The organism is Rhizobium sp. BK538 (genome assembly GCF_014197575.1).
Taxonomy (GTDB): Bacteria; Pseudomonadota; Alphaproteobacteria; order Rhizobiales; family Rhizobiaceae; genus Rhizobium.
Genome location: NZ_JACIFT010000010.1, coordinates 1 through 14,318, shown reverse-complemented (window position 1 = coordinate 14,318; position 14,318 = coordinate 1). Strand labels below are relative to the sequence as shown.

Sequence of the window (14,318 nt, the reverse complement as noted above, 5' to 3'; positions counted from 1 at the left end):
GCAAACCAATGGCTAACATAAAGATGGACGACGTTTTTTCAATGTCGTCGTTTGATCCTTCCAAGTTCACGGAATCCTTCCGCGACTTCGCTGAAAAGGGCGCGCAGCAGTCGCGCGAAGCCTACGCGAAGATGAAGAGCGCCGGCGAAGAAGCGAGCAAGACGCTCGAAGCAACGGTTCAGACGGCCCAGGCCGGCGCCGTTGAGATTGGCCACAAGGCGATCGACGCCCTGCGCACGAACGCTGAAAACTCGCTGACGCACATGGAAGCGCTGCTTGCCGTCAAGTCGGTCGCCGAACTCGTCGAACTCCAGACCACCTTCCTGCGCAAGCAGGTCGAGCTGACGATCGAGCAGGCCAAGACCATGCAGGAAACCTCGAAGCAGGTTGTCGAAAAGCTTGCCAAGCCTTCGAAAGAAGCAGCTGAAAAGGTCATGGCCTCCTTCAAGGCAGCCTGATTATTCGACAGGACACACGAAGGGCCGGACCATTTGTCCGGCCTTTTTGTATATTGGGGAGAGATAGGGCTTGAATTAATTTCCAAGTCCTCGTATGTGACCCCCGTCGCGTCGGACGCGATTTGTGCGGTTGTAGCTCAGTTGGTTAGAGCGCAGGTTTGTGGCACCTGAGGTCGGAGGTTCGAGACCCCCCAACCGTACCATTCTCTCCTTTTAGCAGAATCCCTTTCACTGTGGTCAACGGTCCGTACCAAGCTTTTGGTGTGGTCTCTGCTCAATTCGCGTAGTAGAAGCGAGCACAGCGGCCTCCACCGTGCCCGCGGACTGGTCTCCCAATCAATACTTCGATGGAACGTAAAGCTCCGGCGGCAGCACCTTGCGCTCGTAATCCGGATTGAAGACGCGATCGGGCAGCGTGATCTCCTCGTGCGGAACGTCGCCATAGGGGATCTGACGCAGCAGGTGGTCGATGCAGTTCAGCCGTGCCCGCTTCTTGTCGTTGCCTTCGACGATATGCCAGGGCGCTTCGGGAATGTTGGTGCGCGCGAAAGTCTCTTCTTTCGCCTTGGTATAGCCTTCCCAGCGGACGCGCGACTGCAGATCCATCGGCGAGAGCTTCCACTGCTTCAACGGGTCGTGGATACGCACGAGGAAGCGCATCTGCTGCTCTTCGTCGGTGATCGAGAACCAGTATTTGACCAGCCGGATGCCCGAGCGAACGAGCATGCGTTCGAATTCCGGCACGTCGTTGAAGAACTGGTCGACCTGGTCCTCGGTCGCAAATCCCATGACCCGCTCGACACCCGAGCGATTGTACCAGGAGCGGTCGAAGAGAACGATTTCGCCGCCGGCAGGCAGATGCGGCACGTAGCGCTGGAAGTACCACTGCGTTTTTTCGCGGTCGGAAGGGGCGGGCAATGCGACGGCACGGACGACGCGCGGATTGAGGCGCTGCGTGATGCGTTTGATCACGCCGCCCTTTCCTGCAGAATCGCGACCCTCGAAGATCACGACGACCTTCTCCTTGTTATAGACCACCCAATCCTGAAGCTTGATCAGCTCTGCCTGCAGCGACAGTAGCGCACGAAAATAGTCGAGCCGCGGAATCGATGCCGGGTGCGCGTTGCGATAGATCTTGCGGATTGCGTCGGAAAGCGCCGGCTCGGAGAGTTCCAACTCGTAATCCTCGTCCAGCGTGTCGGCCAGTTCGGCCTCAAGCCAGTCGGAATAGCTGTTGTCGGATGCATTGTTCATGGACGTTCACCCTCGATATGTTCGTGGCACGATTGGAAGTGCGGCTTTCGGTCAGCCTCAAACCGGTAGATGCAAAACGGCGACTGCGCTCTTCAAGTCCCGGCCGGGCGCAAGGGCGCTGCAGCCGAGCCTTGCGAGCAGTGGATCAGAATACAGGCAGGAAACACTTTCCTGATCTTGTTCCCTTAAGTGGAGAGCTGGCGCGATCATGACGATGTTCTTCAACCTGAACTATTGTCATCTCCGGCTCCTCTTGGGGCTAATCCTTAGTCGGGTCTATTCCTTTAGAATGAACCTCCTGTGACATTGGGCGCGCGCCTTGTGCATTGAGTTTGAAGAATTGCTCGCTCTATACGTGCGTCATCAAAGAATAAGACATGGATAAATTACGATATCGCGATATCGACGCGGTTTGGCCACGTTCTCGCCGCCCTTTGTTCATTCTTTACTAATAAATCGATCCTCGGGGAACGGGGCACCAAAAAGGGATCACAGACTGTCGGAACGTTTAATTCGCTCACTTGTCGAGGCCGATTGAATTCGGCGCTTGGTGCGATTTCCCGTATCCTGACACTCAGACCTACCTGCGTTCCAACGCTGTGATCCAATGAAATGAAAGGTGCATAAGTATGGGATTTACTCTCCTTATTCAGACTCTCGCCCAAGATCCGGCAATATCAATCAAGTCGGCCTTGAGAATAGTGCATTTCATTGGTTTGGCACTTGGCCTTGGTGCCGCAACCGTGCTTGATCTTCTTGTGTTGCGGTTTTTGATCAGAGGTAAGATTACGCAAGATCATTGGAAGGTCTTCAAGTTCGGCTCGAAAGTCGTCAACTGGGGCCTGATCCTGCTCTGGGCCACCGGGCTTGGTTTTCTCACTTACTACGGCGTCTTCGATCCGGCGAAGCTCGGCAATCAGAAGGTCTGGGCCAAGATGATCATCGTGCTCATCCTGACCGTTAACGGCGGCTTCATCCACTCCATCATCCTTCCGCGGGTGAAGAAGCAGATCGGTCGCTCGATCATGGAAGGCTTGCCTTCGTCGCATCGCAGTGTGTTCATCGTTTCGGGTGCGATTTCGGCCGTCTCCTGGTACGTGCCTATGATGCTCGGCGCCCTGCCGCAGCTGAACTTCGCAGTGCCGATGGGTACAATCCTGCTCGCCTATGCCGCGCTGCTGGGCTCAGCGATCCTGGTTGCCCACGCGTTGCTGTTCGTCATGACGGCTGGGCACATAGAGGAAGCCGAAGAAGACGTCGCTCTGTCCGCCGAGTTTGCGTGACGCCGACATTTCGATCTGTGCCCGTCGGGCCTGTCGAATGATCCTCTGTTCTCGCGGTGTCGTTGGATCCTACCTATATCCGCTACTGGACTTGCTTCGGAATGGCATGCCCCTTTCGAAGCAAGTCCGAACAAACTTTTCAGCCCTGCTGAAACGTTTTTTTACCCGAGGCCGCGTTGTTCGCATGATGGTCTCATTCGCCCGATTTCGGTCACAGTGATTCGTTTCGAAATCGACGCGAAGGCCTAAAATTAGGTGACAAATCGCCGCGCGCGTGACGTTTTTTGGCGTGTGGACGCCTCTATCGGCGTCATCGGGTAGGCCGGCAAAACTGCTTTGCTTACAAAGGGCAATCAGATTTTGCCAACTTGTTCGAGCTCCCGTCGTTGGGCTCTCGCCGATCACGGATTAACCATACTGCATTGCAAATCGTGATCGAGAGTGCCATTTTCTCGCCGGGGGCTAATTCAGAGTGATTTCAGAAGGAGACGTAAATGTCCATTTCGCTCAGCAATCTGGATGCATCCAAGGCTACCGCCGTTTCGGCCATGAATGTAGCCGCTGCTGTACGTGCCGCTCGAGAGGCCGTCGGCTATAGCGTCGATGACCTCGCAGTAACCTGCGGCCTGGTTGTCAATGAGATTGAGGAAATCGAGAGTGGTGAGGATGCTGATCCCGCCAAGCTCAAGCGGATCGCCTCTGCATTGCAGGTGCCGGTCTCATCGTTTGTCCCGATGTGATGTTGATCTCAGGGCCGGGCAGGCAAATTGCCCGCCTGGCCTTGCCCTCCTTCATCTCTTCTTAACCTTCTCCTCCGAACCGACTGAACGCTTTTGCCCGCAAAGGGTAGTTTTACCGTGGCTGATTGTGCTGTGCGTTAGCAACTTCATAGCAAATGTCCCCTCGAATGAGCCGAGCGCCTGTGCACTGCGGCGGATTCCTATATCGGGGAGGCAGAATGAGCCGGGCTCGTCGCATTGGCGCCACGCGGATTGATTTGAGCGAACTTATCAAGCGCGGCGCGCTTGCCGTCCTTTCTGTTCTCGCGGTCTTGCTGCCGATCCTGAGGGTCAGTTTCGTAAGCGAGTCGGACGACGTCGTCCTGGGGGATTTCCAGCTGCTGGGCGGGGCCGCCTATCTTTTGCCCGCTGCATTTCTTTGTGGTCTCGCGACCGTTATCATTGATCGCATGCGCGGCCACGCCCGCTTCGTCGACATGGCCGGATTGATTGTCGCTTTAGCGGCCGTCTCGCGTGCCGCTTATAGTCTCGGCTCAAGCCTTATGCATGACGCTGCGGCGGTTGATGCACCTTCGCAGGGGCTGGAACAATTGGCGCAAGTCTCCTTGTCCTACGGCGGCATTCCCTTGCTGCTGGTGCTGTTCGGCGCCTTTTGGCAATTGCGAAAATCCTGGCGCAGCTAGCCACATGCCCGCGGATGGAACCGCCGCTGCTCCCTAGACGTTCCGTCAACAGGAGAAATGTGCATGTCGAAAATGCTTCTATATGGTGCGACCAAAGTGGACGAAGGCAACAGCGCCTACTCCGCCATCGCGAGCCTTGAGCAGTTCCAGTGGCGCAACCGCGTTCTGGTCGTCTTTCCCGACAAGGGAAACGCGCGTGGCGCTCGTCAAGAAAACCAGTTACTTGCCAATCGCGATGCCCTGCAGGACCGCGATATGGTCATTCTCAAGATTGCCGGCGGCAGTGTGAGGGTTCTCTTCGGGGCCGGAAAAAATCTCGATGCTGCGGCGATTGCCGGCGAGTTGGGGGATCCCCCGACCGGAGAGTTCGCGGCCTTTCTCGTAGGCAAGGATGGAACGGTTAAGCTGAAAGTCAGCGAACCGATCTCGAGCGGTGAACTGTTTGCGATTATTGACAGCATGCCTGTGCGGGCAGCCGAGATTGCCTCGGACAAGCAGCAGACGAACGAAGAGTCCGAGAAGCGCGACTGACCTGACGTTGAGCCAAAATCACAGAAATATGTGACGTTCCGCAGCTACAAGTTCCTGAAGGAAGTCGGAGACCGTGCGCACCCGCACAAGTTCACGCGCGCTTTCGTGAAACGTCGTCCAGTAGGCTCGACGGATCGAAATCTCGGGCAGGATGCGCACCAGTTCGTCATGCTGCCGGGCAATATAGTCGTGCAGGATGCCGATCCCCGCGCCCGAAAGTACCGCCTCTGTCTGGCCGGTCGCCGAGGAAATCTCGAAGGCGGCGTTCCAGTTGCGCATCACCTCGCCAGTGAAGTTCAGCGATTGGGAGAAGATCAGATCCTCGACATAGCCGATCCGCCGGTGCGGCTTCAGCCCCTCTGCGTCAGCGGGCAGGCCGTTGAGCTCGGCATAGCTTCGAGAGGCGTAGAGACCGAGCGTGTAGTCCGTGAGCTTGGCCGAGACGAGGCGGCCCTGTTCTGGCCGCTCCAGAGTGATGGCGATATCGGCCTCACGCTGCGAAAGCGAGAACGACCGTGGCACCGGCACGAGCTGGATCTTCAGTTCCGGATGGCGCTCGATCAGCCGGCCCATGCGAGGCGCGAGAAAGGACACACCGAAACCGTCAGGCGCTCCCACACGCACCGTTCCGGCGATCGCCGTATCGGTGCGGCCGAGATTGGCCTGCACGGACAGCATTTCGGTTTCCATTCGTTCCGCGGACGCGAGGAAAACTTCGCCCCCGGCCGTGAGCTCGCAGCCGTTTGTGCGGCGGACGAAGAGGCGGCTCTTCAACGACTCTTCCAGCGAGGTGAGCCGCCGCGAGAGCGTGGCGTGGTTGAGCCCCAGCCGTTTCGACGCGGCAAGGATTTGCCCGGTACGGGCAACTGCGAGGAAGATGCGGACGTCGTCCCAGTTCATGGCTTTGCTCGCATGATGACGGGTTCGACATCGACCAATGTCAGCGACGTCACCATCCCAGCGGTCGCGTTCTTGTACTTGAGGAAATGCGGCATCTGAAGATGCGCTTCGTAGGCCGCCTGGTTCGCATAGACCTCCAGGATGCGTATCTTGTGGGGACTGTCCTTGATGGAGACCGCGTTCAGCGACAGGACGCCGGCCTCCAGTGCGACGGACGCTTCGATCTCTTCGGTTAACATTACGCGATAGGTTTCGAGCTTGTCGGGATCGATCTCGAGCTCCGCAATTCTGACAACGAGTTTCCCGCTCATCGAAGCACTATCTCCTCTTCAGTTTGGATCGCCCGTGGTAGTCTAACCATGTCCTGTGTAGACCTTGAGGAAGATCAGCTGGATTGCTGAGCTTCAATTCATGCACAACGGTTGCTTATCTCGGCTCATTGATTTGTGCAAATTGAAGTGCGATTGTTTGCCATCCAAAAAACAGGAGGAGCACCCCATGCGTGAGATTGGTCATTTCATCGGCGGCAAGCACGTCGCCGGCACCAGCGGCCGCACCAGCAACGTCTACAATCCGGCAACCGGCGAAGTTCAGGCGACTGTCGCGCTGGCAAGCGTCGAGGACCTGCGTGCAGCTGTCGAGAACGCCAAGGCCGCTCAGCCAAAGTGGGCAGCGACGAACCCGCAACGCCGGGCCCGCGTCTTCTTCAAGTTCGTCGAGCTGCTGAACAAGCACATGGACGAACTCGCGACCCTCCTCTCCAGCGAGCACGGCAAGACGGTCGAGGATGCCAGGGGCGATATCGTCCGTGGTCTTGAAGTCTGCGAATTCGTCTGCGGTATTCCGCATCTGCAGAAGGGCGAATTCACTGAAGGCGCCGGCCCGGCAATCGACATGTACTCGATGCGCCAGGCGGTCGGCATCGGCGCGGGCATCACCCCGTTCAACTTTCCGGCCATGATCCCGATGTGGATGTTTGCCCCGGCGATTGCCTGCGGCAACGCGTTCATCCTGAAGCCGTCGGAGCGCGACCCGTCCGTGCCGCTGCGTCTTGCAGAACTCATGATTGAGGCTGGCCTCCCGGCAGGCATCCTGAACGTCGTCAATGGAGACAAGGCTGCGGTCGACGCCATCCTGACGGATCCGGATATCGGCGCGGTCTCCTTCGTCGGCTCCACCCCGATTGCCCGCTACGTCTATGGAACGGCTGCCATGAACGGCAAGCGCGCACAGTGCTTCGGCGGCGCGAAGAACCATATGATCATCATGCCTGACGCCGACATGGACCAGGCCGTCAACGCCCTGATGGGCGCAGGTTACGGTTCCGCCGGCGAGCGCTGCATGGCGATCTCCGTTGCCGTCCCGGTCGGTGAGGAAACCGCCAATCGCCTCGTCGAGAAGCTGACGCCGAAGATCGAGTCGCTCCGCATCGGTCCCTACACCGATGAGAAGGCCGACATGGGCCCGCTTGTTACCAAGGAAGCCTATACCCGCGTCAGTGGCCTGATCGATCGTGGCGTCGAGGAGGGTGCCAAGCTCGTCGTCGATGGCCGCGGGTTCAAGCTGCAGGGTTATGAGAACGGCTATTTCGTCGGTGGTACGCTGTTCGACCATGTCACGCCCGACATGGACATCTATAAGACCGAAATCTTCGGGCCTGTCCTCTCCGTCGTTCGCGCCAAGAACTACGAGGAAGCCCTCGACCTGCCGATGAAGCACGAATACGGCAACGGTGTCGCGATCTACACCCGTGACGGCGATGCCGCGCGTGACTTTGCTTCGCGCATCAACATCGGCATGATCGGCATCAACGTGCCGATCCCGGTTCCGCTTGCCTATCATTCTTTCGGCGGTTGGAAGGCATCGAGCTTCGGCGACCTCAACCAGCACGGCACGGACTCGATCAAGTTCTGGACCAAGACCAAGACGATCACCGCCCGCTGGCCTTCGGGCATAAAGGACGGCGCCGAATTCGTCATGCCGACGATGAGTTAGACCGAACGAGTGACGTTTTAATTGGGGGCTTCGGCCCCCAATTTTGCGTTGAGGTGTCGAAGTCTGTGCTTTTGGGCGCTTTCCTGCTGATTGCCGATAATCGCGCGTGACTTCTTCTCGGGCGCGGCGAGTTCCGATTGAAAAATTGTTGTGGCAATCCGTCTCACATAAGGTGAATATGAATTTCATATTTTGGAATTGTTCAAAACTAGCAAAGCCCCTATATAGGGGACTCGTAACAGACGATTCTGGAGATCGGCATGCGTTTGACCAAGCAGACCAACTATGCGGTTCGCATGTTGATGTATTGCGCTGCCAATGAAGGGCAGCTGAGCCGGATTCCGGAGATTGCCAAGGCGTATGGCGTTTCCGAGCTCTTTCTGTTCAAGATTCTGCAGCCTCTGAACAAGGCAGGCCTGGTCGAGACGGTTCGTGGCCGCAACGGCGGTGTGCGGCTCGGCAAGCCGGCGAAGGACATTAGCCTCTTCGACGTCGTTCGCGTCACGGAAGATAGCTTTGCGATGGCAGAGTGCTTCGAGGATGACGGCATGGTCGAGTGCCCGCTTGTCGATAGTTGCGGCTTGAACTCCGCCTTGCGCAAGGCGCTCAACGCCTTCTTCGACGTGCTGACGCAGTATTCGATCGACGATCTCGTCAAGGCGCGGCCGCAGATCAACTTCCTGCTGGGCCTGACGGGCAATCAGGAATCGCGTCGCAAGCCGACGATTGCCGCTCCGGCAGCCTAAACCTCGCTGACGAAATTTTGATGCGACCGTGGCCGCGTTTCGCGCCGCGGTCGTTCTGTTTTAGGGGAGTTTGGGGCGAAAAATTCGCGCATGGCGTGTGCGGCAATGCTCTAGCCGACGCGAAATTATACCAAATGCGACAGGAATCGAGTTTATCCAGTCCGTTTATTTCTAAATGCGGCCCATTTTTGGCGGAAAATTACTAAAGTTGTCCATCTGGAAAAATTTTCCACTTCGGTCGTTGATTTCAGCAAATAAATGTCGTTCCATCTGCCGTCATTCCGGAGGGTTTCCGGGATTTCAAATAAAAGAACAAACCTGGGAAAACGATATCATGAAAAAGATGTCTGTCTTGTTGGCCGCGACGGTCCTGGCTTCGGCCATGGCATCCGCAGCCTGGTCCAAAACGCTCGTTTACTGCTCCGAGGGCTCGCCGGAAGGCTTCGATCCCGGCATTTACACTGCAGGCACCACCTTCGACGCTTCCTCGCGCACGGTCTACAGCCGTCTCGTCGAGTTCCAGCACGGCAAGACCGAAATCGAGCCGGGCCTAGCTGAAAGCTGGACGGTTTCCGACGACGGTACGGTCTACACCTTCAAGCTCCGTCCGGGCGTCAAGTTCCAGGCGACAGAGTTCTTCACCCCGAGCCGCGATCTGAACGCTGATGACGTCGTCTTCTCGTTCGAGCGCCAGCTGAAGGCTGACAGCCCGTGGGCCAAGTATGTCGCCGGCGTTTCCTACGAATATGCTGCAGGCATGGGCTTCCCGGATCTCATCAAGTCGGTCGAGAAGGTCGACGACCTGACCGTCAAGTTCACGCTGAACCATCCGGAAGCACCGTTCCTTGCCGACCTGGCAATGGACTTCGCCTCTGTGCTGTCGAAGGAATATGCCGACAAGCTACAGGCTGACGGCAAGATGGAACAGATGAACCAGATGCCGCTCGGCACCGGTCCGTACACCTTCGTTGCCTACCAGCCGGATGCCGTCATCCGCTACAAGGCCAACGAAACCTACTTCAAGGGCAAGGAAAAGATCGATGATCTCGTTTTCGCGATCACTCCGGACGCTTCCGTCCGTGCTCAGAAGCTGAAGGCTGGCGAATGCCACATCATGCCATACCCGAACGCGGCGGACATCAAGGACCTGCAGACGGACTCGAACCTGAAGGTTCTGGAACAGCCGGGCCTGAACGTTTCCTACCTCGCCTACAACACCCTCCAGGCTCCGTTCGATAAGGCGGAAGTCCGCAAGGCGCTGAACATGGCGATCAACAAGCAGGCGATCGTCGAGGCCGTCTTCCAGGGCGCCGGCCAGGTTGCCAAGAACCCGATCCCGCCGACGATGTGGTCGTACAACGATGCCATCAAGGATGATGCCTACAACCCGACCGAAGCCAAGGCCATGCTCGAAAAGGCTGGCGTCAAGGATCTCAGCATGAAGATCTGGGCGATGCCGGTTTCGCGTCCGTACATGCTGAACGCACGTCGCGCCGCTGAACTGATGCAGGCTGACCTTGCCAAGGTTGGCGTCAAGGTCGACATCGTCACCCACGAATGGGCTGAATACCTGAAGCTCTCCAAGGACAAGGCCCGCGATGGCGCTGCAATCCTCGGCTGGACGGGTGACAACGGCGACCCGGACAACTTCCTTGACACTCTGCTCGGCTGCGAAGCCGTCGGCGGCAACAACCGCGCGCAGTGGTGCAACAAGGAATTCGACGATCTCGTGAAGAAGGCCAAGAAGACCGCTGACGTCGCAGAGCGCACCAAGCTCTACGAACAGGCGCAGGTCGTCTTCAAGAAGGAAGCTCCGTGGGCGACGATCGATCACTCCACAGAATTCGTACCGATGAGCGCCAAGGTTTCCGGTTTCGTGCAGGATCCGGTCGGCGTTCACCGCTTCGACGGCGTTGATATCGCCGAGTAATCAAAATTATGCAAAGATGCCCGGCAACCCCGGGCTTGGCCGGCGGTCAGGTTTAATACCTGACCGCCGGAACACTATGGACACTTGCCAATGTTGCGATTTCTCATCGGACGCCTCGCGATCCTGATCCCAACCTTCATCGGCGTTTCGCTCATCGCCTTTTCGTTCATCCGTCTGCTGCCCGGCGATCCGGTCATGCTGATGTCGGGCGAACGCGTGATGGCGCCGGAACGCCATACCCAGGTCATGCATGATCTCGGCCTCGATCGTCCGGTCTACGTGCAGTACCTCGATTACCTCAGCAATGTGGTGCAGGGCGATCTGGGGGCGTCGATCGTCACCAAGCGCCCGGTTCTGCAGGAGTTCGGCACGCTTTTCCCGGCGACGCTGGAGCTTTCGCTCTGCGCCATCCTTTTTGCGATAGTGCTCGGCATCCCCGCCGGCATCTTCGCGGCCGTCAAACGGGGAACATGGTTCGACCAGAGCGTCATGGGCGTGGCTCTTGTTGGCTATTCGATGCCGATCTTCTGGTGGGGCCTGCTGCTTATCGTTCTCTTCTCGAACACACTGCATTGGACGCCCGTCTCCGGCCGCATCGGGCTGATGTATTTCTTCAAGCCGGTTACCGGTTTTATGTTGATCGATAGCCTGCTGTCCGGTCAGGCCGGTGCCTTCAAGTCTGCCGCCTCATCGCTGATACTCCCGACAATCGTTCTGGGCACCATTCCGCTTGCGGTCATCGCCCGCCAGACGCGCTCGGCCATGCTCGAGGTGCTGGGCGAAGATTATGTTCGGACAGCGCGTTCGAAGGGCCTCGCGCCGTTGCGCGTCGTCGGCCTGCATGCGTTGCGCAACGCCATGATCCCGGTCGTAACCTCGATCGGTCTGCAGGTCGGCGTGCTGCTCGGCGGCGCAATCCTGACGGAAACGATCTTCTCCTGGCCGGGTATCGGAAAATGGATGGTCGATGCCGTCTTCAAGCGCGATTACACCGTCGTTCAAGGCGGGCTGCTGTTGATCGCCGGCATCATCATGGTCGTCAATCTGATCGTCGACCTCATGTACGGTCTCATCAATCCACGTATTCGTCACTAGGAGCGGCTTATGAGTGTGATAACCACCAAGTCGACCCAGCCGTCAGGGCTCTCTGAGTTCTGGTACTATTTCTCTCGCAACAAGGGCGCTGTCGTCGGTTTCGGCGTCTTCCTGCTGGTCCTGCTGATGGCGATCTTCGCGCCGTTGATTGCTCCGCATAATCCGATCTTGCCCTATGAGGGCATGCAGCGCCTGCCGCCGGCGTGGTCGGAAAAGGGCAATCCGATGTTCCTGCTCGGCACCGATGCCGTCGGTCGCGATATGCTGTCGCGTCTGATTTATGGCACGCGCTTTTCGCTGTTCATCGGCCTCGTCGTCGCATCGCTATCGGCTGTCGCCGGCGTGCTGCTCGGCGTTGTCGCGGGTTATTTCCGGGGCAGGGTCGATACCTTCATCATGCGCGTCATGGACATCATCCTGGCCTTCCCTTCATTGCTTCTGGCTCTCGTGCTGGTCGCCGTCCTAGGGCCGGGCCTCGTGAACGCCATGATCGCGATCTCGATCGTGAATCAGCCGCACTTCGTTCGTCTGACACGCGCCGCTGTGATCAGCGAGCGCGAGAAGGAGTATGTCGTGGCCTCCCGCGTGGCCGGCGCCGGCACGTTCCGCCTCATGTTCAAGACGATTTTGCCGAATTGTCTGGCACCCCTGATCGTCCAGGCGACGCTCGCATTCTCGGCCGCGATCCTCGACGCTGCAGCCCTTGGCTTCCTCGGCCAAGGCGCCCAGCCGCCGACGCCAGAATGGGGCACGATGCTCGCGGACTCGCGTGAGTTCCTACAGAGCAACCCTTGGCTCGTGACTTTCCCGGGTCTCTGCATCCTTATCACGGTTCTCGCTATCAACCTGATGGGCGATGGTCTGCGCGATGCGCTTGATCCCAAACTGAAGAGGTCCTGAGATGGCACTTCTTGAAATTGAAAATCTCGTCGTCGAATTCCAGACGTCAACGGGTCCGTTTCGCGCCGTCGATGGTGTGTCGCTCAAGGTAGATGCGGGGGAAGTCCTCGCAATCGTCGGAGAGTCGGGATCCGGTAAGTCGGTGTCCATGCTCGCAGCGATGGGGCTTCTACCATGGACGGCAAAGGTGACGGCCGACAAGATGGTCTTTGACGGCCGCAATCTGCTTGGCATGTCAGCAAGCGAACGACGCAAGATCATTGGCAAGGATATGTCGATGATCTTCCAGGAACCGATCGCCAGCCTCAATCCCTGCTTCACGGTCGGTTTTCAGATCGAAGAGGTTCTGCGAATCCATCTAGGCCTAGATAAGGCTGCGCGGCGCAAGCGCGCGATCGAGCTGTTCGAGGCCGTCGGCATTCCCAACCCCGCCGAGCGGCTCAGCCATTTCCCGCATCAGATGTCGGGTGGCCAGTGCCAGCGCGTCATGATCGCCATTGCGATCGCCTGCAATCCGAAGCTTTTGATCGCCGACGAACCGACCACGGCGCTCGACGTGACCATTCAGAAGCAGATCCTCGATCTCCTGATGCGGCTGCAGACGGAGCATCGCATGGGCCTCATTATGATTACGCACAACATGGGCGTCGTCGCCGAGACGGCCGATCGGGTGATCGTTCAATACAAGGGCCGCAAGATGGAAGAGGCCGACGTCCTGTCGCTCTTCGAATCCCCGAAGAGCGATTATACAAGGGCGCTGCTTGCCGCCCTGCCGGAAAATGCCACCGGTGACCGGCTGCCGACCATCGGCGAAATTTTCAAGGGAGCGGCCCAATGACGCCAGTCCTCGAAGCAAAGAACATTGTCCGCAACTATTACCTGCCGGGCGGCCTCTTCAAGAAGGAGAGGACCGTACATGCCGTCAAGGGTGTGAGCTTCACGGTGGAGCAGGGCAAGACGCTGGCGATCGTCGGCGAAAGCGGTTGCGGCAAGTCGACGCTTGCCCGCATTGTCACGATGATCGATCCGGCGAGCGGCGGCGATCTGTTCATCGACGGCAAGAAGGTCGATATCGCCGCAGGCGACCTGACGCCGGAAATTCGCCGCAAGGTACAGATCGTCTTCCAGAACCCCTACGGTTCGCTGAACCCACGCAAGAAGATCGGTGACATCCTGATGGAGCCCCTGATCATCAACACCGATACGCCCGCTGCCGAGCGACGCGAATTGGCAATGGCGATGCTCAAGAAGGTCGGCCTCCAGGAGGTCCATTTCAACCGCTACCCGCATATGTTCTCCGGCGGCCAGCGTCAGCGTATCGCAATCGCTCGCGCTCTGATGTTGAAGCCAAGACTCCTGGTTCTCGACGAGCCGGTGTCCGCGCTTGATCTCTCGGTCCAGGCCCAGGTGCTCAATCTGCTCGCTGACCTGCAGGACGAGTTGAACCTTACCTATGTCTTCATCAGCCACGACCTGTCGGTCGTCCGCTATATGGCCGACGATGTCATGGTGATGTATTTCGGAGAGGCTGTGGAGTACGGCACGCGGGATCAGGTTTTCAATGATCCGCAGCACAGCTACACGAAGACGTTGTTTGCGGCGACGCCGCGCGCCGATGTCGAAACCATCAGGGCGCGTATTGCGCGCAAGAATGCCACCCTGGCTGCTTCGTAGGAAGGGTTCGCCAGCGTTAGCGACACCGGTGCCGGGATCGTGCCCCGGGAGGTGGTGTAGGTCCTGAGGTTTAGGCGGCCATCAGTGTTTTCCATTTAGGGTCGGGTTGTTCAAGACCAACCTGATGGA

At 58.1% G+C, this 14,318-nt stretch carries 15 protein-coding genes and 1 tRNA gene; 13 read left to right on the top strand and 3 right to left on the bottom strand.

Annotated features, from left to right (window positions below; all coding sequences use genetic code 11):
* Positions 1-8: 8 nt before the first annotated feature.
* Together FHX09_RS13775 and FHX09_RS13770 are read left to right on the top strand one after the other, a co-directional pair.
* Positions 9-458: a phasin gene (locus FHX09_RS13775; RefSeq protein ID WP_007796777.1), complete on the top strand. Its 450-nt coding sequence runs from the start codon at positions 9-11 to the stop codon at positions 456-458.
* A gap of 126 nt (positions 459-584) precedes the next feature.
* Positions 585-661: transfer RNA gene (locus tag FHX09_RS13770), tRNA-His, on the top strand.
* Positions 662-794: 133 nt separating this feature from the next.
* Here FHX09_RS13770 and ppk2 read toward each other — a convergent pair.
* Positions 795-1,712 carry a polyphosphate kinase 2 gene (gene ppk2 / locus FHX09_RS13765; RefSeq protein ID WP_007796780.1) on the bottom strand — a complete coding sequence of 306 codons (918 nt, stop codon included), beginning with the start codon at positions 1,710-1,712 and terminating at the stop codon, positions 795-797.
* A 629-nt stretch (positions 1,713-2,341) separates the two neighbouring features.
* Between ppk2 and FHX09_RS13760 the strand changes: the two genes are divergently transcribed.
* The 4 genes from FHX09_RS13760 to FHX09_RS13745 all read left to right on the top strand — a co-directional run bounded on the left by FHX09_RS13760 (position 2,342) and on the right by FHX09_RS13745 (position 4,949).
* Entirely contained in the window at positions 2,342-2,995 is a 654-nt protein-coding gene (locus FHX09_RS13760) for a hypothetical protein (RefSeq protein ID WP_132588354.1), read from the top strand.
* Between the two features lie 494 nt (positions 2,996-3,489).
* Positions 3,490-3,735 (top strand): helix-turn-helix domain-containing protein, encoded by a 246-nt coding sequence (locus tag FHX09_RS13755; protein WP_007796787.1) that lies wholly within the window; start codon positions 3,490-3,492, stop codon positions 3,733-3,735.
* A gap of 218 nt (positions 3,736-3,953) precedes the next feature.
* Positions 3,954-4,418, top strand: a complete 465-nt coding sequence (locus FHX09_RS13750; RefSeq protein WP_183718868.1) for a hypothetical protein — start codon at positions 3,954-3,956, stop codon at positions 4,416-4,418.
* Between the two features lie 63 nt (positions 4,419-4,481).
* On the top strand, positions 4,482-4,949 hold the full coding sequence (locus FHX09_RS13745) for a DUF4174 domain-containing protein (RefSeq protein WP_132588356.1): 468 nt from the start codon (positions 4,482-4,484) through the stop codon (positions 4,947-4,949).
* A gap of 18 nt (positions 4,950-4,967) precedes the next feature.
* Here FHX09_RS13745 and FHX09_RS13740 read toward each other — a convergent pair whose 3' ends face one another.
* Both FHX09_RS13740 and FHX09_RS13735 read right to left on the bottom strand, forming a co-directional pair.
* A complete protein-coding gene (locus FHX09_RS13740) occupies positions 4,968-5,849 on the bottom strand; it encodes a LysR family transcriptional regulator (protein ID WP_007796796.1) in 882 nt (293 codons plus the stop codon).
* Positions 5,846-6,160, bottom strand: coding sequence for a putative quinol monooxygenase (locus FHX09_RS13735; RefSeq protein WP_132588357.1), 315 nt, complete (start codon positions 6,158-6,160; stop codon positions 5,846-5,848). Before FHX09_RS13735 ends, FHX09_RS13740 begins: the two co-directional genes overlap by 4 nt.
* Before the next feature lie 187 nt (positions 6,161-6,347).
* On the opposite strand from FHX09_RS13735, the gene FHX09_RS13730 reads away from it, so the two are divergent.
* The 7 genes from FHX09_RS13730 (at position 6,348) to FHX09_RS13700 (ending at position 14,189) form a co-directional block, all read left to right on the top strand.
* Positions 6,348-7,844, top strand: coding sequence for a CoA-acylating methylmalonate-semialdehyde dehydrogenase (locus FHX09_RS13730; protein ID WP_132588358.1), 1,497 nt, complete (start codon positions 6,348-6,350; stop codon positions 7,842-7,844).
* Between the two features lie 260 nt (positions 7,845-8,104).
* Complete coding sequence (gene rirA / locus FHX09_RS13725) at positions 8,105-8,590, top strand: iron-responsive transcriptional regulator RirA (RefSeq protein ID WP_007796803.1); 486 nt, start codon at positions 8,105-8,107, stop codon at positions 8,588-8,590.
* Positions 8,591-8,924: 334 nt separating this feature from the next.
* Entirely contained in the window at positions 8,925-10,520 is a 1,596-nt protein-coding gene (locus FHX09_RS13720; RefSeq protein WP_007796805.1) for an ABC transporter substrate-binding protein, read from the top strand.
* Positions 10,521-10,610: 90 nt separating this feature from the next.
* Entirely contained in the window at positions 10,611-11,615 is a 1,005-nt protein-coding gene (locus FHX09_RS13715; RefSeq protein ID WP_132588359.1) for an ABC transporter permease subunit, read from the top strand.
* A gap of 9 nt (positions 11,616-11,624) precedes the next feature.
* Positions 11,625-12,515, top strand: a complete 891-nt coding sequence (locus FHX09_RS13710; RefSeq protein ID WP_007796811.1) for an ABC transporter permease subunit — start codon at positions 11,625-11,627, stop codon at positions 12,513-12,515.
* 1 nt (position 12,516) lies between these two features.
* Positions 12,517-13,353 (top strand): ABC transporter ATP-binding protein, encoded by an 837-nt coding sequence (locus FHX09_RS13705; RefSeq protein WP_132588360.1) that lies wholly within the window; start codon positions 12,517-12,519, stop codon positions 13,351-13,353.
* A complete protein-coding gene (locus tag FHX09_RS13700; protein ID WP_183718870.1) occupies positions 13,350-14,189 on the top strand; it encodes a dipeptide ABC transporter ATP-binding protein in 840 nt (279 codons plus the stop codon). Before FHX09_RS13705 ends, FHX09_RS13700 begins: the two co-directional genes overlap by 4 nt.
* The last annotated feature ends 129 nt before the right edge of the window (positions 14,190-14,318 follow it).